This is a genomic window from Zoogloea sp. (genome assembly GCF_041904905.1).
Lineage (GTDB): Bacteria > Pseudomonadota > Gammaproteobacteria > Burkholderiales > Rhodocyclaceae > Zoogloea.
The window spans coordinates 1-17,463 of sequence record NZ_JAYRMI010000077.1 but is presented as its reverse complement, the minus strand read 5'-3'; the positions used below and the strand labels follow the sequence as shown (position 1 = coordinate 17,463).

Sequence of the window (17,463 nt, the reverse complement as noted above, 5' to 3'; positions counted from 1 at the left end):
CAGAACACCGCCAGCGCGCCGAGAAACAGCAGCGGCTGGTGGACCAGCGTCCACATGCCGCCGACGAACAGCGCGTCCTCGCCCAGCGACGTGACGACGTTGCTCACCGGCTCTGGCGAGGTGTTGATGGCGGCGCGGGTGCTGGCCTTGGCGAAGTGGGTGCCGGCCGCCAGGGTGCCGCCCAGCAGGCCCATGGCGATCTTCAGCGCACCGCCCTGGTCGCCCATTGCCGCGGCGGCCAGCGCGGCGCCGGCGGGGATGCGGATGAAGGTGTGGGCGGCGTCCCAGAGGGAATCGAGCCAGGGCAGCTTGTCGGCGAAGAACTCGACGAGGAGGAGCAGGCCGGACACCCCCAGCACCAGCGGGTGGGTCAGCAGGCCGAGCCCGCCGGGCAGCTGGACCCCGGCGAAACGCCCCAGCGCACCGAGCACGAACACCAGCGCGTAGAGCCGCAGCCCGCTGGCCCAGCCGAGCCCGGCCGCCAGGGCCGCCAGCGAGGCGATGTCGACCGGCATGTCGCGCCAGTCGAGCAGCGGTTCGATGCTGGCCGCCAGGGCGGCGAAATCGGTGGCGGCGAGGGTCATGGGCGCCTCGTGGGGGTCGCGGAGGTGGCGGGCCTACAGGTGCTTCTCGTCGCGGATGCGCTTGCCGACCGCCGGCGGGTGGTAGGCGGACATGGCCCGCAGCAGCGCGAAGAGGTTGTCCTCAACCAGCAGCAGGCCGCGGTTCTCCTGCTTCATGAAGCCCTCCTCCACGCCCCGCTCCATCATCTGGACGAGGGGCAGGTAGTAGCCTTCGACGTTGAACAGGGCCACCGGCTTGGCGTGGAAACCGAGTTGGGCCCAGGTGAGGATCTCGAACAGCTCTTCGAAGGTGCCCAACCCGCCGGGCAGGGCGATGAAGCCGTCGGCCAGCTCCGCCATCCGCGCCTTGCGGGTGTGCATGGAGTCGACGACTTCGAGCCGGGTGAGGCCCTCGTGGCCCACTTCCCAGTCCATCAGCGCCCGCGGGATGACGCCGACCACCTTGCCGCCGGCGGCCAGGCAGGCGTCGGCCACCACGCCCATCAGCCCGACGTTGCCGCCGCCATAGACCAGTTCGATGCCGCGCTCGGCGAGGAGCTGGCCCAGGGCTTCGGCCGCTGCCCGGTAGGCCGGCCGCACGCCGGGCCGCGAACCGCAGAAGACACAGATGCGCCGCATGGTTGGCGCTCCGTCAGAAGGGGCCTTTTTCGAGCCAGCGCTCGAGCTGCGGGAGGCGGTCGTTGCCCCAGAAGCCCTCGCCTTCGACGATGAAGTAGGGCGAACCGAACACGCCGCGGGCTTCGGCCAGGTCGATCTCGGCCTTCAGGCGGGCCTTGGTGGCGGGGTCGGAGAAGGCGTCGGCCACTTCCGTGCGGTCGATCTTGAGGGCGTCGGCGATGTCGAGCAGCACGCCGGTCTCGGCGATGTTGCGGCCATCGACGAAGTAGGCGCGGAACACCGCGTGGGCGAAGGCGCGGGCCTCTTCGGGGTCGCGGTCGGAGAGCCACTGAAAGGCGCGGGCGGCCTGCTCGGTGTGCACCGGGTAGGGGCTGGGCTGCTTGAAGGGGATGCCGAAGAAGGCCGCGCTGCGCTCGGTGTCCCGCTGGACGTACTCGGTGCGCATCAGCGCCGCCGGGATCTTCATGCCGCCCTGGGGCTGGAACTGGGCGTCGAGGACGATGGCGTGCCACATCACGGCGCGCCCGTGCCGGGCGGCCAGCGCGTCGATCTGCTCGGAGGCCAGGTAGCCGTAGGGCGAGGAGAAGTCGAAGTAGAAGTCGATGGGTGCGGACATGCAGGTCTCCGGGAGGCGTAGTGGCTTGGATGCCGGTCGAATCGGTCAGCCGGCATTATCCATGCGCGGCGGCCGAACGGCATGAGATTGCGTGTCGCGCCGACGACCGGCCGCTCAGAACCCGCCTTCGGCCAGCCAGCGCTCCACCTGCGGGAGGCGGTCGGCGCCCCAGAAGGCTTCGCCATCGACGATGATGAAGGGCGAGCCGAACACCCCGCGCGACAGCCCCAGATCCACCTCGGCGGCGAGCCGGGCCTTGATCTCGGTGCCTGCCAGCACCGCCGACAACTCGTCCCGGTCGATGCCCTGCCCGGCGGCGATGTCGAGCACCGCGGCCAGATCGGAGATGTTCACGTCGTCGACGAAGTAGGCCCGGTAGGCGGCGAGGCCAAAGGCCCGGGCCTTCACGGGGCTGCGGTCGTTGATCCACAGGAAGGCCCGCGCGGCGTGCTGGGTGGGGATCGGGAAGGTGCCGGGCTGCCGGAAGGGCAGGCCGAAGAAGCGGGCGGAGCGCTCGATGTCGTGGAGCGAGTAGGCCCCCTTGAGCGGGATCGACGGCAGCGGGGCAAGCCCGGTGACCTTGAAGGTGACCCCCAGCAGGAAGGGATGCCACAGCACCGTGCGCCCGTGGCGTTCGGCCAGGGCGTCGATCTTCTCGGCGGCGAAGTAGCCGTAGGGCGAGGAGAAATCGAAGTAGAAGTCGATGGGGGCGGTGCTGCGTCGGGGCTCGGCCATGGGGGCACTCTCCGTCAGGGGGTCTTGGGCCACAGGATCAGCTGGGTGCAGCGGAACAGCGCCAGCCGACGGCCGCAGCCGCCGCCGGTCACCTCGGAATCCCACACCTGGGTGTTGCGCGCGACGTGCACCGCGGTGGTGTTGCACAGGAGCACGCCGTCGGTCTGGGTGCCGAAGAAGTTGGTCTTCAGCTCGATGGTGGTGAAGCTCCTGGCGCCCTCGGGCAGGTGGGCGCGGGTGGCGTAACCGGCCGCACTGTCGGCCATGGCGATGATCGTCGCGGCGTGGAGATAGCCGTTGGGGGCCAGCATCTCGGGGCGGATCAGCATGCGCGAGCCCAGCCGGCCGGGCTCGAGGGTCACCGCATCTAAACCGAACCAGCCCGGCAGATGGCCCGCTCCACGCGCGTTGAGGAAATCGAGGTCGATGCCTGCGGCGAGCCGGGGTTCGGCCATCGGGGGTCTCCGGTGTCAGCTTTCCAGGGCCTCGAGGGCCGCCAGGTAACGGGGCGCGAGGTCTTCGCGCCGGCTCACGTTGATGCCCAGATCGCGGATCAGGCCGTCCTTGAGGCCGTACACCCAGCCATGCACGGTGAGCCGCTGGCCGCGCTTCCAGGCGTCCTGGACGACGATGGTCTGGCACACGTTGGCCACCTGCTCGATGGTGTTGAGCTCGCACAGGCGGTCGTGGCGCAGCTCGGGCGGCAGCAGATCGACGCGGCTGACGTGCTTGACGTGCACGTCCTGCACGTGGCGCAGCCACAGATCGACCAGCCCGACCCGATCCCGCTGCAGCGCCGCGCGCACGCCACCGCAGCCGTAGTGGCCCACCACCATGATGTGCTTGACCTTCAGCACATCGACGGCGAACTGGATCACCGACAGGCAGTTGAGGTCGGTGTGCACCACCACGTTGGCCACGTTGCGATGGACGAAGACCTCGCCCGGCATCAGGCCGATGATCTCGTTGGCCGGCACCCGCGAATCGGAACAGCCGATCCACAGGAACTCCGGCGCCTGGAGGGTGGACAGCTTCTCGAAGTAAGCCGGGTCCACCTGCCGCATGCGCCGGGCCCAGGCCAGGTTGTAGTCGAACAGATGGAAAAGATTCTCGTTCTTGACGTCGGACTCGCTCCAGTTCTCCAGATCGAGGGCCAGGAACATCGTGCCCTCGACGGGCGTCGGGTAGTAGGCCGGCGCCTCCTTGAAGCCCAGCTCCCGGTACAGCTTCACCGCGATGCGCATGGCCGGCAGAGTGTCGAGCATCACCTTGCGGTAACCCAGCGTCTTGGCGGCCTTGATGGCGGCCAGCGCCAGCTCGCGCCCCACCCCGGTGCCGCGCAGCTCGGGCTCGACGTAGAGCCGCTTCATCTCGCAGATGCCCTCGGTGTAGGGCCGGATGCCCACGCAGCCGGCGGGCTTGCCCTCGAACTCGGCAAAGAACAGCCGGCCGGCCGGCGCCGCATAGGCACCGGGCAGGGAGGCCATCTCCTCGCCGAAATTCTGGAAGCACAGGTCCACACCCAGCCAGGCGGCGTAGTTGCGGAAGAACTGACGGACGTGCTCGATCTCGGCGTGGTCATCGGCACTGAGGATGCGAAGGGTTACTGCCATCGATCAATTCCAGTACAAGTCGAAACAACCCGTCAGGATACCCTTTCGGGCCGCCCGTTTCATCCCGGACGTGCCCCCGCCCCGGCGCAACCCACCTTTTCCGGCCACCGCCGGGCCCGCACCGACACCGCGCGCCACGGCACGGCGCGGCAGGCGTAATTACGTTTACGTAAACGTAATTTTGGTGGTAAAAATGCTCACCCGCCCTCGTCCAGGCGGGCGGCCAGCGCGGCATGGGCTGCGGCAGCGCCTTCGGGGTTCTCGGCCAGCTGGGCGACACACTGCTTCTCGAGGATGTCGATCTCGCCCAGCACCGCGGCGATGTCCTCGCGCTGCTGCTCGAGCACCCGCCGCCGCTCGGCGAGCACCACCAGCAGCCGGCGCAGCTGGGGCGCCGAATCGCGCAGGCCGTCGTACATCCCGAGCAGCTCGCCGATCTCGGCCAGCGACAGGCCCAGCCGCTTGCCGCGCAGGATCAGGCCCAGGCGGGTGCGGTGGCGCTTGTTGTAAATGCGGTTGCGCCCGGCGCGGACGGGCGAGAGCAGGCCCTCGTCCTCGTAGAAGCGGATGGCCCGCGGGGTAATCCCGAACTCGCGGGCGAGATCGCCGATGGTGTAGGTTGTTTCCTCGATCATCGAGCCAGTAAATCAGATTTCCCGAAACCGGACAACGCGGCGGACGGATTTCCAGGAGAACCACCAGCAATGCCCACCCCGACCCTCGAGTACCCCTTCGACAGCGTGCCGGCGCCCGGCGAAACCCACGCGGTCGCCCCCGGCGTATCCTGGATCCGCATGCCCCTGCCCTTCGCCCTCGACCACATCAACCTGTGGCTCATCGAGGACGGCGACGGGGTGGCGATCGTCGACACCGGCTACGCCCTCGACGCCACCCGCGAGGCCTGGGACGCCATCCTCGCCCGGCTGGGCAGGCCGGTGACGCGCATCGTCGTCACCCACTGCCACCCGGATCACCTGGGCCTGGCCCGCTGGCTGTCCGACAAGACCGGCGCCGGCGTGGTGATGTCCCAGGGCGAATACCTGGGCGGCTACGCCCTGTGGCACCAGCTCACCGGCTACGACGTCCCGTCGATGGTGGCCCACTTCCGCCACCACGGCCTGGACGACGGCCGCGCCGCCGCCCTCGAAGGCCGCGGCAACGCCTACGCCCGCGGGGTGCCGTCTCTGCCCGCCACCTACGAGCGCCTCATCGACGGCGACACCCTGACGATCGGCGGCCGGCCGTGGCGGGTGATCGTCGGCTACGGCCACGCGCCCGAGCACGTCTCCCTCTACTGCGAGGCGCTCGGCGTACTCATTTCGGGGGACATGCTGCTGCCGCGCATCTCCACCAACGTCAGCGTTTTTGCCGCCACGCCGCATGACGACCCGCTTGGCCGATTCCTCGATTCGATCAGCGGTTTCAAGCAGTTGCCAGACACCGCGCTCGTGCTACCATCCCACGGGAGGCCGTTCCGCGGCATCGCCCTGAGGGTCGATCAGCTCGTCCAGCACCACGACGAGCGCTGCGCGGAACTGCTTGCGGCCTGTACCGAGCCCCGCAGTGCGGAAGAGATTCTTGCCACCCTCTTCCCGCGCGAACTCGATACGCATCAGGTCATGTTTGCAATGGGGGAGGCCATCGCCCACCTGAACCACCTCGCCCGCAAGGGCGCGCTGGAGAGCAGGGTCGGAGACGATGGGGTGGTTCGTTTCGTCAAGAGCATCTAACAAGGAGTGCCCAACAATGGCTGCGCCAGAAAAAGAAGTCGCCAAGTCCGAACTGCCGGACCCGAAGGAAGTCGCCAAGACCTACGCCGAAGTCGCCCAGCGCGCTTCCAAGCTGCTGGCCGATCACATCCAGAAGCAGGTCCAGAAGGGCATCTCCGCCCCCACCGACGAGCTTGGCATCGCCCAGGCCTTCATGGACATGATGGGCAAGCTGCTGGCCAACCCCTACCGTCTGGCCCAGGCCCAGATGAACCTCGTGTGGGATTACTTCTCCCTGTGGCAGCACTCCATGATGCGTTTCACCGGCATGGCGCCCAGCGCCCCGGTCGCCGCGCCCGCCAAGGACGACAAGCGCTTCAAGGATGAAGAGTGGCAGGAGCACTTCCTGTTCGACTTCATCAAGCAGTCCTACCTCATCACCGCCCGCCACATCCACGACACCGTCTCCGGCGTGGATGGCCTGGACGACCAGACCCAGAAGAAGGTCAACTTCTACACCCGTCAGTACATCGACGCCCTGTCGCCGTCCAACTTCGCCCTGACCAACCCGGAAGTCTTCCGCGAGACCGTCAAGAGCCACGGCCAGAACCTCATCAAGGGCCTCAACAACCTGCTGCGCGACGTGGAAGAAGGCGACGGCAACCTGCGCGTCAAGATGACCGACACCACCGCCTTCGAGCTGGGCCGCAACGTGGCCACCACGCCGGGCAAGGTCGTCTTCCAGACCGAGATGATGCAGCTGCTGCAGTACACCCCGACCACCCCGGACGTCTCCAAGCGCCCGCTGCTGATCGTCCCGCCCTGGATCAACAAGTTCTACATCCTCGACCTGCGCGAGAAGAACTCCTACATCAAGTGGTGCGTGGATCAGGGCCACACCGTGTTCGTGATCTCCTGGGTCAACCCGGATGAGCGCCTGGCCGAGAAGAGCTTCGACGCCTACCTGCTCGAAGGCACCCTGGCCGCCATTGACGCCATCGTCGAACAGACCGGCGCCAAGGAAATCAACGCCGCCGGCTACTGCCTGGGCGGCACGCTGCTCGCCACCACCCTGGCCTATCTGGCCGCCAAGAAGGACAAGCGCCTGGCGTCCGGCACCTTCTTCACCACCATGACCGACTTCGCCGATCCGGGCGAGCTGTCCGTCTTCCTCGACGAAGGCCAGATCTCCAGCCTCGAGAAGAAGATGTTCGAGCGCGGCTACCTGGAAGGCTCCGAGATGGCCGGCACCTTCAACATGCTGCGCGCCAACGACCTGATCTGGTCCTTCGTGGTGAACAACTACCTGATGGGCAAGGATCCGTTCCCGTTCGACCTGCTGTACTGGAACTCCGACTCCACCCGCATGCCGGCCAAGATGCACAGCTTCTACCTGCGCAACATGTACCTGAACAACCTCCTCAAGGAGCCGGGTGGCATCGAGATCGCAGGCGTGCCCATCGATCTGTCCAAGATCAAGGCCCCGACCTACTTCATCTCCACCATCGAAGACCACATCGCCCCGTGGAAGAGCACCTACTCCGGTGCCCGCAACTTCGGCGGCAACGTGCGCTTCGTGCTGGGCGGCTCCGGCCACATCGCTGGCATCGTCAACCCGCCGGCAGCCAACAAGTATGGCTACTGGACCAACCCGGCCGCCAAGCTGCCCGCCACCGCCGACGAGTTCTTCAACGGCGCCGAGCAGCACCCCGGCTCCTGGTGGACCGACTGGCAGGCCTGGCTGATGGCCCAGGACAGCAGCAAGGTTCCGGCCCGCGATCCGCTCAACGGCAAGCTCAAGGTGCTCGAAGACGCGCCGGGCTCCTTCGTCAAGGCCCGTCTGGACGCCAAGAAGAAGGCCGCCTGAGCCAAGCGGCATCCGCAATGACAAGGGGGCTTCGGCCCCCTTGTTCTTTTCCGCCCACCCACCCGCCAGCCCGCCACCGTGGCCACCCATCCCCTCGAAGCCCCGCTCCCCCACGGCCTGCCGGTCGTCCTCGACACCAACGTGGTGCTGTCCCTGTGGATGTTCGAAGACCCGGCCCTCGTCCGCCTGCGCGCCGCCGTCGAATCCGGCGCACTCCACCCGGTGTGCCGCGAGGACTGCCTGGACGAACTCGCCCGGGTGCTGGCCTACCCCCAGTTCGGCCAGCCCGCCGAGCGCCAGGCGGAGATCGTCGCCACCTACCGGGCCCGCTGCACGCCGGTCGCCCCCGTCGAGCCGCCCGCCTGCCAACTGCCCAACTGCCTCGACCGGGACGACCAGAAGTTCCTCGAACTCGCCCGCGACAGCGGCGCCCGGGCCCTGCTCACCCGCGACAAGCTGGTGCTCAAGCTGGGCCGGCGCCCCGTCATCGCCGCCCGCTTCGCCATCCTGACGCCCGAACGACTGCAGGCCCTACTCCCCTGACGCCGGTTCAATGCCGGAAAAATGTCACGCCGAGACAAAAATTCACTTACCATCGCACTGCACCATACCCAGTCTAGCTAGACTGAACCTCCAACCTCTCAGCCGGAGCATGCAATGGCCAGTGAACTCAACTTCGACATCGGCACCCTCGTCACCACCTACCTGATCCCCCTGGGCTGGAAGCTCGCTGGCGCCATCGCCCTGTGGATCATCGGCGGCTGGGTCATCAACCTCATCGGCAACCTGTCCAACCGCGGCATGACCCGCCAGAAGGTGGAGCCCACCCTGGTCCGCTACGTCGAGGCCACCCTGCGCGTCATCATGCGCATCGTGCTGGTCATCGTGATCCTCTCGGTGTTCGGCATCGAGACCACCAGCTTCGCCGCCCTCATCGCCGCCGCCGGCGTGGCCATCGGCGTTGCCTGGAGCGGCCTGCTCTCCAACTTTGCCGCGGGCGCCTTCCTGATCATCCTGCGCCCGTTCAAGGTGGGCGACTTCATCAGCGGCGCGGGCGTCACCGGCACCGTCAAGGAGATCGGCCTGTTCGCCACCACCATCGACCAGCCCGACAACGTGCGCACCACCATCGGCAACAACAAGCTGTTCTCCGACAACATCGTCAACTACACGCTGAACCCCTCCCGCCGGGTGGATCTCACCGCGCAGCTGGCCCACAGCGTCGACCCGAAGCAGGCGATGGAGCTGATCCGTGCCCGCGTCAAGCAGATCCCGAATGTGCTCACCGACCCGGCGCCGGACGTGGAAATCCTCGAGTTCAACGCCGCCGGCACCAAGCTGGTGGTGCGCCCCTATTGCCACAACGACCACTACTGGCAGGTGTACTTCGACACCAACAAGGCCCTGGCCGAAGTGGGTGGCGCCAACAACTGGCCGATCCCGGCGCCCCATCAGGTGCTCCGTCAGCCCGGCTGATCACCCCCGGCTTCAGCGCAGACGCCCACTCCGGTGGGCGTTTTTCATGGCGCGTCGGCCAGCGCGCGGCGCAGCCCGCTGAGATAACGCAGCCCGGCCACCGCCCGGCTGCCGTACCACGAGGCCATCTCCCCGTCGATCAAGGCCACCGGCCGGCCCGTCGCCGCGGCAACCTCCGCCAGATGACGCTCGCGGAAGCGATAGGGCTCCGACGACAGGAAGACCCGCGACACCTCCGCCAGCCACGGCGCATCCCACCCGAAGGCCGGATAGCGCGGCGCGTCGGCCTCCGGAACCGTCTGCCAGCCCACCGCCGCCAGCATCGCCGAGATGTAGGTGCTGCGCGCCACCGTCATCCACGGCTCGCGCCAGATGAGGTACAGCACCTTCTCGGGCGGCAGGCTGGCGCCCACGGCCCGGGCATCCTTCAGCGCAGCGGCAAGATCGGCGCACAGGCGCGCGGCCTCCGCCTCGCGGCCGTAGATCGCACCCAGCAGGCGATACACCGGCAGGTTGTCCTCGGGCGCGCAGGGGTGGGTGACGATCACGTGGGGCACCCAGGCCGCGATCTCCTCCACGCACTCCCGCCGGTTCTCGTCCACGTTCACGATCACGTGGGTCGGCGCCAGCTCGCGCAGGCGGGCCATGTTCACATCCTTGGTGCCGCCCACCTTGGGGATCGCCCTGAGGGTCTCCCGCGGGTGGATGCAGAAGCCCGTCCGCCCCACCAGCTGCCCGGCCAGGCCCAGTTCGCACACCAACTCGGTGAGCGAAGGCACCAGCGAGACGATCCGCGCCGGGCCGCAATGGGGCTGGTGGCGATGGCCACTTGCGTCCACCAGGAAGTTCGCGTCATTGTTGTTTTGCATCATCGCGCAAGTATCTCAGGAGCCGCACCGTTATTGGTCAAGATGCGGAACAAGCGTCTGCGCCCGCACTCTCACCGGAAGCAAGCGAACCCTACCAGCCTCGGAGAAGATCATGAAGATCGGCGTTCCCAAGGAAACCAAGAACCATGAACATCGCGTCGGGCTGACCCCCGGCGCCGTCCGCGAGGTCGTCGCCCACGGCCATCAGGTCTTCGTCGAGACCGGCGCTGGGCTCGGCATCGGCGCCACCGACGCCGATTACGAGCGGGCCGGTGCCACCATCGTCGGCGGCGGCGCCGAGGTCTTCGAGGCTGCCGAGATGATCGTCAAGGTGAAGGAGCCGCTGCCCGACGAGCAGGCCCGCCTCAAGCCGCACCACCTCCTGTTCACCTACCTCCACCTGGCCCCCGCCCCCGAACTGGCCGAGGCGCTGCTGGCCAGCGGCGTCACCGCCATCGCCTACGAAACCGTCACCGCCCCCGGCGGCGGCCTGCCGCTGCTGGCGCCGATGTCGGAGGTGGCGGGGCGGATGAGCATCCAGGCCGGCGCCGCGGCGCTCGAGAAATCCCACGGCGGGCGCGGCGTGCTGCTGGGCGGCGTGCCCGGCGTGGAGCCCGGCCGGGTGGTCGTGCTGGGCGGCGGCACGGTAGGCAACAACGCGGCCCACACTGCGGTGGGCATCGGCGCCGACGTGACCATCGTCGATAAGTCCCTGGCCGTGCTGCGCCACCTGGACGAGGTGTACGGCGGCCGGGTCAAGACCCTCTACGCCACCCGCGACGCCATCGAGAGCGTGCTGCCCCACGCCGACCTGGTGATCGGCGCGGTGCTGATCCCCGGCGCCACCGCACCCAAGCTGGTCACCCGCGCGATGCTCGCCACCATGAAGCCCGGCGCGGTGATCGTGGACGTGGCCATCGACCAGGGCGGCTGCTTCGAGACCTCCCACCCCACCACCCACGCCGACCCCACCTTCGTGGTGGATGGCGTGGTGCATTACTGCGTGGCCAACATGCCCGGCGCGGTGGCCCGCACCGCCACCTACGCCCTCAACGCCGCCACCCTGCCCTACGTGCTGGCCCTGGCCGACAAGGGCTGGAAGGACGCCCTGAAGGACGATGCCGGCCTGCGCGCCGGTCTCAACGTGTGCAACGGCCACGTCACCCACCCGACGGTGGCCGACGCGCTGGGCAAGAAGTACCTGCCGGCCATCACCCAGCTCGGCTGAAGGCGCCGCTTACAGATCGAGCCCGCGCGGCTTGCGACCGGCGCGGGCAAAGGCGGCGTCGAACAGCCAGCTGGGCAGCAGACGCAGCAGCCGGGCCACCACGCCCATCTGCCAGGGAATCACCGTGTAGGCGGTGCCGGCGTCGATGGCCCGCACGAAGCGGCGGGCGGCCTCGTCCGCCGGCAGCATGAAGGGCATGGGATAGCGGTTCACCGCGGTCATCGGCGTCTCGATGTAGCCGGGGGCGATGGTGACCGCCCGCACGCCGCTGCCGTGAAGCTCCACCCGCAGGCTTTCCAGATAGGCAATCGCCGCCGCCTTGGAGGCGCTGTAGGCCCCCGCGCCGGGCAGGCCGCGGATGCCCGCCACCGACGCGATGCCCACCAGCCGCCCGCTGCCGCGGCGCCGCATGGGCGCCACGAAGGGCTGGAAGGTGACCACCATGCCCAGCACGTTGGTGCGCATCACCCGCTCGAAGGCAAGCATGTCGCCAGCCTCTTCGGTGAGGGTGCCCACCGACACGCCGGCGTTGGCGATCACCGTGTCCGGCAGGCCGAAGCGCGCCACGAAATCGGCCGCAGCCGCCTGCATCGCCGGGCCGTCGGCCACGTCGGCGACGTAAATGGCGTGCTCGCCGGGCAGCCCCGCCACCAGCGCGGCGAGCGCATCCTGACGCCGGGCGACCAGCCCCAGCACCGCCCCCCGGGCCGCATAGCGGCGCGCGAGGGCCGCGCCGATGCCGCTGGAGGCGCCGGTGATGAAGACGCGTTCGGTCATGGGCGGAAGGAAGAAGACGCCCGGCGCGGGGGCCGGGCTTGCGGAGGGCTTACTTGCGGCCCTGTTCGCTGCGGGCACGGGCGATGAGCTGATCCGCCACCTTCAGCGCCGCCTCGTGGGAGCCGGCGAGGGAGCCGGAGGTGAAGTACTTGCCATCGATGGCCAGGGTCGGCACGCCATCGACCTTGTAGGCGCGGGCGATCTCCTCGAAACGCTTGACCCGCACGTTGGTGCTGAAGCCCCGGTAGGCGTCGGAGAACTTCTTGGCGTCCACGCCCTTCTTGACGGCCCATTCCTGGGCGGCGGCCTCGGAACCCAGCGGCAGCTTTTCAAGCTGCACGGCTTCGAAAATCTGGCCGTGGAGGCGATGCAGATCGCCGGTGGCCTCGAGGGTGGCGTACAGCCGGGCAAAGCCCACCAGCATCTGCTGGCCCCACATCACCGGAACCCGGGTGAACACCACGTCGGACGGCAGCTTCTTGACCCAGGCTTCCAGCACCGGGTCGAAGGAACGGCAGTGGGGGCAGCCGTAGTGGAAGAACTCCAGCACTTCGACCTTCCCCTTGGCCTCGGTGGGCTGGGGGGGCGAAACGAGTTCGAAGCCCTTGCCGCTGCCCTGCGCCCAGGCGGGCAGGCCGAGGCCGCCAAGCGCTGCGAGGGCGGAAAGCTGTTTGAGGACGTCACGACGCTGCATCAGGGTTTCTCCTTCGTTCCAAAGGTCTCATTGAGCGGCCGCAGCCGGCTTTGGTTCCTTGGGTTTGATCTTCACGATGGCGGTGTTGATGCCGTTGGCGGTGAGGTTGTCCCGCGCCTTGGTCATCGACTCCTGGCCAAGATAGGGGCCGGTGCGCACCCGGTGCATCGTGCCCTTGTCGGGCACTTCGATCTTCTGCACGCTGGCCTCCACCCCCATCAACGCAAGACGCGCCTTCAGGTTGTCCGCCTCGGAGGGATCTTCGAAGGCGCCGGCCTGGAGGTAGAACTTCTCGGGGGGCGGGGCCGGCTTGTCGAGCAGCGCCGCCTCGGCCTTGGCGCGTTCGGCGCTGTCCATGCCTTCGGTGGGCTTGGGCTTGTCGGCCTTGGCGGTGTCGGCGGCGGGCTTGTCGGTTTTATCCTTGGCGGGCTTGTCGGCCTTGTCGGACTTCACCACTTCGGTGGTTTCCTCGGGCTTGGCGGGCGCCGGCAAGGCATCGGAACCCTTGGGCAGCACGTTGTAGAAGTCGAAGCGGGGCTTCTCGACGGGCTTGTCGCCAGCCTTGCCGGGCAGGGCGATGGGCTCGCCGCCCTGGGGCTTGGGCGGCGGCGCGACGACGACCCGCTCCTCGGTAGCCTTGGGCTTGCTGAAGGGCGACGATGAGGTGAAGTACAGCGCGATCCCGGCAGCCACCAGGGCCCCCAGGATCAGGCCGACGAAGATGCCGACGAGGGTGCCGCCGCGGCTACCCGATTTGGGCTTCCTGGCTTGAGGACGTGGCTTGAGATCGCGACTCATGGATGGGGAAGTCCGGAATTACATCGAATCGGGAGCGGAGACGCCAAGCAGCGCCAGACCGTTGCGGATCACCTGACGCACCGCCGCCGCCAGGGCGAGCCGGGCCAGTTTGAGCCCTTCGTCGTCCACCAGCATCCGTTCGGCGTTGTAGTAGCTGTGGAACTCGCCGGCCAGATCCTTGAGGTAGAAGGCGATCTGGTGCGGCGCGTAGTCGGCCGCGGCGCTCTGGACGATCTCGGGGAAGGCGGTGAGGCGGGCGCACAGGGCCAGCTCGCGCTCGTTGTCGAGACGGGCCAGAGCGGCGTCGGCCAGATCGGCGAGCACGCCGTTCCACTGGCCCAGCACCGAGCACAGGCGGGCGTGGGCGTACTGAATGTAGTACACCGGGTTCTCGTTGCTCTGGCTCTTGGCGAGGTCGAGGTCGAAATCCAGGTGCTGGTCGGCCTTGCGCAGCACGTAGAAGAAGCGGCAGGCGTCGTTGCCCACTTCGTTGCGCAGCTCGCGCAGGGTGACGAACTCGCCGGAGCGGGTGGACATGGCGGCCTTCTGGCCGTCGCGGTAGAGCACCGCGAACTGCACCAGCGCCACGTCGAGCTTCTCGGGCGGCAGGCCCAGCGCGGTGAGCGCGCCCTTCACGCGGGGGATGTAGCCGTGGTGGTCGGCGCCCCAGATGTCGACGATGCGGTCGAAGCCGCGCTCGTACTTGTTGGCGTGGTAGGCGATGTCGGAGGCGAAGTAGGTGTAGAGGCCGTTCTCGCGCTGCACGACGCGGTCCTTCTCGTCGCCGAAGGCGGTGGAGCGGAACCACTTGGCGCCGTCCTGTTCGTAGAGGTGGCCGCGGGCTTCGAGTTCGGCCACCGCCTTCTCGACGAGTCCGGTGTCGAACAGCGAGCGCTCGGAGAACCACATGTCGAAGGTGACGCCGAATTCCTTCAGATCCTCCCGGCCGTCGCCGAGCTGCTCGTTGAGCGCGAAGCCATGCACCCAGGCGTAGTCGGGCCCGAGCAGGCGCTTGGCGTTGGCGATCAGGGCATCCAGGTGGCCTTCCTTGTCGGACTCGACCGTCGGGGCGCCGGCCAGCACGTCGGCGGCGGAAATCTGGGCGAAGCGGTCGGCGTGGCCGGTCTTGATCTGGGCCGCCATGTCCTTCACGTAGTCGCCCTGATAGGCGTTGGGCGGGAAGGCGATGGCGATGCCGAAGAGGTCGAGGTAACGCAGCCAGGTGGACAGGGCGAGGATGTCCATCTGCCGGCCGGCGTCGTTGATGTAGTACTCGCGGGTCACGTCGAAGCCGGCGAAATCCAGCACGTCGGCCAGCGACGCGCCATAGGCGGCACCCCGGCCGTGGCCCACATGCAGCGGCCCGGTGGGGTTGGCGGAGACGAACTCGACCTGCACCTTGACGCCGGTCTTCACGCCGCGGCCGTAGGCCTCGCCGGCGCCCAGCACCGCGCCGACCACCGCCGTCTTGGCATCGGCGACCAGGGTGAAGTTGATGAAGCCGGCGCCGGCCACTTCGGCCTTGGCCACCAGCGGCGACTTGGGCAGCTCGGCCAGCAGCAGGGCGGCGAGTTCGCGGGGGTTGCGCTTCAGCGGCTTGGCCAGTTGCAGCGCCAGGTTGCTCGCAAAATCCCCGTGACCGGCCTGCTTGGGGCGGTCCAGGTTGATCGGGGTTTCGGCCTGTTCGGGGGCCACGCTGACAAGGGCGGCACGCAGGAGGTCGGCAAGCTGGGTTTTCGGATCGGCGCTCATGGCAAATACTGCGACTAAAAGCACAGGATTATATCGAAGCACCGGGCGTCCCGCCTGCCGTGCAAACTTTGGTGCGAATTAAGGCCGCCGACAAACCGTCGCCAACGTGGCAAACTCGCCCTGTGAGCCCTTCCGCCCCCCGCTTTCCGGTCCGCATCGCGGCATTCGCCGCCGGCCTGCTGCTGGCGACGGGCGCCTGCGCCGACGCGCCCACCCTCGACTGGCGCCTGCCCCTGCCAGCCGGCCAGAGCTGGCGGATCGTCGACCTGCGCGAAGGCAACGGCATCCGCCACGAAGAATACGTGCCCCGCGGCCAGGGCATCGAGGACTACCGCGACCGCTTGCTGGTGCAGCGCGCCAACGCCCAGGAGATGGACCCCGAGGCCTACCTGGGCCACATCGCCGCCGGGCTGGCCAAGCACTGCCCCGCGTTCACCACCAGCGGGCTGGTGAGCGGCGCCCGGGACGGCCTCGCCCACGCCACCCGCACCGCCTACTGCGGCCGTTTCGGCGAGCGGCCCTACGGCTACGTGGTGGCCCAGAAGGTCTTCCGCGACGGCGACTTCCTGTTCGTGGTGGAGCGGGAATGGCGCCTGCCGCCGTTCTCCATCGACGGCGCCGGGCTGGCCGCCTTCGGGCCCGACGACGAGGCGGTGAAGCGGGAGATCCGGCTCGCGGTGCGCTGGCTCACCGAGCAGGTGCTCCCCGCCGCGCCGCCGCCGGCACCGCCGCCCGCCCGCGCCCGGAACCGGCGCTGAGGCCCGCGCCTGCGCTTCCGCCGGCCGGGCTTTCGGGGCACAATCCGCGTTTTCCTTTCTGCCAGCCGCCGTGCGCCTCTTCCGACTCGTCAAGATCGTCTCCGTCAGCCTGAAATACGGGCTCGACCAGATGGTCCTTTCCAGCGAGCCGACCGGCCGGCTGGCCTGGCTGGCGCGCGCGCTGCGCTTCGGCCGCCACTTCGACGAGCCCTCCGGCGCGCGGCTGCGCCAGGCCCTCGAATCCCTCGGCCCGATCTTCGTCAAGTTCGGCCAGATGCTGTCCACCCGGCGCGATCTGCTGCCGCCGGCCATCGCCGAAGAACTCGCCCGCCTGCAGGACCGCGTCCCGCCGTTTTCCAGCGACGAGGCCCTGGCCCAGCTCGAAGCCGCCTACGGCAAGCACGCCGACGAGGTCTTCGCCCGCTTCGAGCGCCAGCCCATCGCCTCCGCCTCCATCGCCCAGGTGCATTTTGCCGAGCTGCCCGACGGCACCGAGGTGGCGGTCAAGATCCTGCGCCCCGGCATCGCCCCGGTGATCGCCCACGATCTGGCCCTGCTCGACGCCGCCGCCACCATCCTCGAGAAGGTGTGGCCCGAAGGCCGCCGCCTCAAGCCGCGGGAGGTGGTCGCCGAGTTCTCCAAATATCTGCGCGACGAACTCGACCTGATGCGCGAGGCCGCCAACTGCTCGCAGCTGCGGCGCAACTTCAAGGATTCCGAGCTGCTGGTGGTGCCCGAAGTGCACTGGGACTGGTGCGCCACCAACGTGATGGTGATGGAGCGGATGAAGGGCATCCCCATCTCCCAGCTCGACGCCCTGCGCAAGGCCGGCATCGACCTCAAGGCCCTGTCCCGCGCCGGCGTCGAGATCTTCTTCACCCAGGTGTTCCGCGACGGCTTCTTCCACGCCGACATGCACCCGGGCAACATCTTCGTCGCCACCGAAGGCGCCGCCCGCGGGCGCTACATTGCGCTGGATTTCGGGATCATCGGCACCCTCAACGATTCCGACAAAAAGTACCTCGCCACCAACTTCCTGGCTTTCTTCCAGCGGGATTACCGCCGCGTGGCGCTGGCCCACATCGAGGCCGGCTGGGTGCCCGCCCACACCCGCGCCGACGAGTTCGAAGGCGCCATCCGCGCGGTGTGCGAGCCCATCTTCGACCGCCCGCTGAAGGACATCTCCTTCGGCAAGACGTTGCTGCGCCTGTTCCAGACCGCCCGCCGCTTCGAGATGGAAGTCCAGCCTCAGCTGGTGCTGCTGCAGAAGACCCTGCTCAACATCGAAGGCCTCGGTCGCCAGCTCGACCCCGAACTCGACCTGTGGAAGACCGCCAAGCCCTTCCTCGAACGCTGGATGAACGACCAG

The 17,463-nt window shown here is 68.4% G+C and carries 19 protein-coding genes; 7 read left to right on the top strand and 12 right to left on the bottom strand.

Features of this window, described 5'->3' with window-relative positions:
• The 7 genes from ACE3N6_RS16650 to ACE3N6_RS16620 all read right to left on the bottom strand — a co-directional run.
• On the bottom strand, positions 1–584 hold a 584-nt coding region (locus tag ACE3N6_RS16650; protein WP_374246922.1), incomplete at its 3' end, for a DUF4126 domain-containing protein.
• A gap of 33 nt (positions 585–617) precedes the next feature.
• Positions 618–1,202, bottom strand: a complete 585-nt coding sequence (locus ACE3N6_RS16645; RefSeq protein ID WP_374246921.1) for a TIGR00730 family Rossman fold protein — start codon at positions 1,200–1,202, stop codon at positions 618–620.
• A gap of 13 nt (positions 1,203–1,215) precedes the next feature.
• Positions 1,216–1,818, bottom strand: coding sequence for a 2-hydroxychromene-2-carboxylate isomerase (locus ACE3N6_RS16640; protein WP_374246920.1), 603 nt, complete (start codon positions 1,816–1,818; stop codon positions 1,216–1,218).
• A 114-nt stretch (positions 1,819–1,932) separates the two neighbouring features.
• Entirely contained in the window at positions 1,933–2,553 is a 621-nt protein-coding gene (locus ACE3N6_RS16635) for a 2-hydroxychromene-2-carboxylate isomerase (protein WP_374246919.1), read from the bottom strand.
• A 14-nt stretch (positions 2,554–2,567) separates the two neighbouring features.
• On the bottom strand, positions 2,568–3,008 hold the full coding sequence (locus tag ACE3N6_RS16630; protein WP_374246918.1) for a PaaI family thioesterase: 441 nt from the start codon (positions 3,006–3,008) through the stop codon (positions 2,568–2,570).
• Positions 3,009–3,023: 15 nt separating this feature from the next.
• On the bottom strand, positions 3,024–4,166 hold the full coding sequence (gene can, locus ACE3N6_RS16625; protein WP_374246917.1) for a carbonate dehydratase: 1,143 nt from the start codon (positions 4,164–4,166) through the stop codon (positions 3,024–3,026).
• Positions 4,167–4,363: 197 nt separating this feature from the next.
• The gene (locus ACE3N6_RS16620) at positions 4,364–4,801 is read right to left on the bottom strand and encodes a MerR family DNA-binding transcriptional regulator (protein ID WP_374246916.1); all 438 of its coding nucleotides are present in this window, start codon (positions 4,799–4,801) and stop codon (positions 4,364–4,366) included.
• A gap of 69 nt (positions 4,802–4,870) precedes the next feature.
• On the opposite strand from ACE3N6_RS16620, the gene ACE3N6_RS16615 reads away from it, so the two are divergent.
• The 4 genes from ACE3N6_RS16615 (at position 4,871) to ACE3N6_RS16600 (ending at position 9,218) form a co-directional block, all read left to right on the top strand.
• Positions 4,871–5,896 (top strand): MBL fold metallo-hydrolase, encoded by a 1,026-nt coding sequence (locus ACE3N6_RS16615; RefSeq protein WP_374246915.1) that lies wholly within the window; start codon positions 4,871–4,873, stop codon positions 5,894–5,896.
• A gap of 16 nt (positions 5,897–5,912) precedes the next feature.
• Entirely contained in the window at positions 5,913–7,742 is a 1,830-nt protein-coding gene (locus tag ACE3N6_RS16610) for a PHA/PHB synthase family protein (RefSeq protein ID WP_374246914.1), read from the top strand.
• Positions 7,743–7,820: 78 nt separating this feature from the next.
• Positions 7,821–8,285 (top strand): putative toxin-antitoxin system toxin component, PIN family, encoded by a 465-nt coding sequence (locus ACE3N6_RS16605; RefSeq protein WP_374246913.1) that lies wholly within the window; start codon positions 7,821–7,823, stop codon positions 8,283–8,285.
• A 114-nt stretch (positions 8,286–8,399) separates the two neighbouring features.
• The gene (locus tag ACE3N6_RS16600; protein WP_374246912.1) at positions 8,400–9,218 is read left to right on the top strand and encodes a mechanosensitive ion channel family protein; all 819 of its coding nucleotides are present in this window, start codon (positions 8,400–8,402) and stop codon (positions 9,216–9,218) included.
• Between the two features lie 44 nt (positions 9,219–9,262).
• Here the strand turns inward: ACE3N6_RS16600 and ACE3N6_RS16595 are convergent, their stop codons facing one another.
• Positions 9,263–10,087: a helical backbone metal receptor gene (locus tag ACE3N6_RS16595; protein ID WP_374246911.1), complete on the bottom strand. Its 825-nt coding sequence runs from the start codon at positions 10,085–10,087 to the stop codon at positions 9,263–9,265.
• Between the two features lie 112 nt (positions 10,088–10,199).
• On the opposite strand from ACE3N6_RS16595, the gene ald reads away from it, so the two are divergent.
• Positions 10,200–11,315, top strand: a complete 1,116-nt coding sequence (ald, locus tag ACE3N6_RS16590) for an alanine dehydrogenase (protein WP_374246910.1) — start codon at positions 10,200–10,202, stop codon at positions 11,313–11,315.
• Positions 11,316–11,324: 9 nt separating this feature from the next.
• Here the strand turns inward: ald and ACE3N6_RS16585 are convergent, their stop codons facing one another.
• The 4 genes from ACE3N6_RS16585 to argS are packed head-to-tail and all read right to left on the bottom strand — an operon-like array spanning position 11,325 to position 15,336.
• Positions 11,325–12,092 (bottom strand): SDR family oxidoreductase, encoded by a 768-nt coding sequence (locus ACE3N6_RS16585; protein ID WP_374246909.1) that lies wholly within the window; start codon positions 12,090–12,092, stop codon positions 11,325–11,327.
• Between the two features lie 49 nt (positions 12,093–12,141).
• Complete coding sequence (locus ACE3N6_RS16580; protein WP_374246908.1) at positions 12,142–12,786, bottom strand: thiol:disulfide interchange protein DsbA/DsbL; 645 nt, start codon at positions 12,784–12,786, stop codon at positions 12,142–12,144.
• A gap of 27 nt (positions 12,787–12,813) precedes the next feature.
• The gene (locus tag ACE3N6_RS16575) at positions 12,814–13,584 is read right to left on the bottom strand and encodes an SPOR domain-containing protein (RefSeq protein ID WP_374246907.1); all 771 of its coding nucleotides are present in this window, start codon (positions 13,582–13,584) and stop codon (positions 12,814–12,816) included.
• Between the two features lie 18 nt (positions 13,585–13,602).
• Positions 13,603–15,336 (bottom strand): arginine--tRNA ligase, encoded by a 1,734-nt coding sequence (gene argS / locus ACE3N6_RS16570; RefSeq protein WP_374246906.1) that lies wholly within the window; start codon positions 15,334–15,336, stop codon positions 13,603–13,605.
• Between the two features lie 122 nt (positions 15,337–15,458).
• Here argS and ACE3N6_RS16565 point away from each other — a divergent pair, with 122 nt between their 5' ends.
• Together ACE3N6_RS16565 and ubiB are read left to right on the top strand one after the other, a co-directional pair.
• Positions 15,459–16,094 carry a hypothetical protein gene (locus ACE3N6_RS16565; RefSeq protein ID WP_374246905.1) on the top strand — a complete coding sequence of 212 codons (636 nt, stop codon included), beginning with the start codon at positions 15,459–15,461 and terminating at the stop codon, positions 16,092–16,094.
• Positions 16,095–16,164: 70 nt separating this feature from the next.
• On the top strand, positions 16,165–17,463 hold a 1,299-nt coding region (gene ubiB / locus ACE3N6_RS16560), incomplete at its 3' end, for a ubiquinone biosynthesis regulatory protein kinase UbiB (protein ID WP_374246904.1).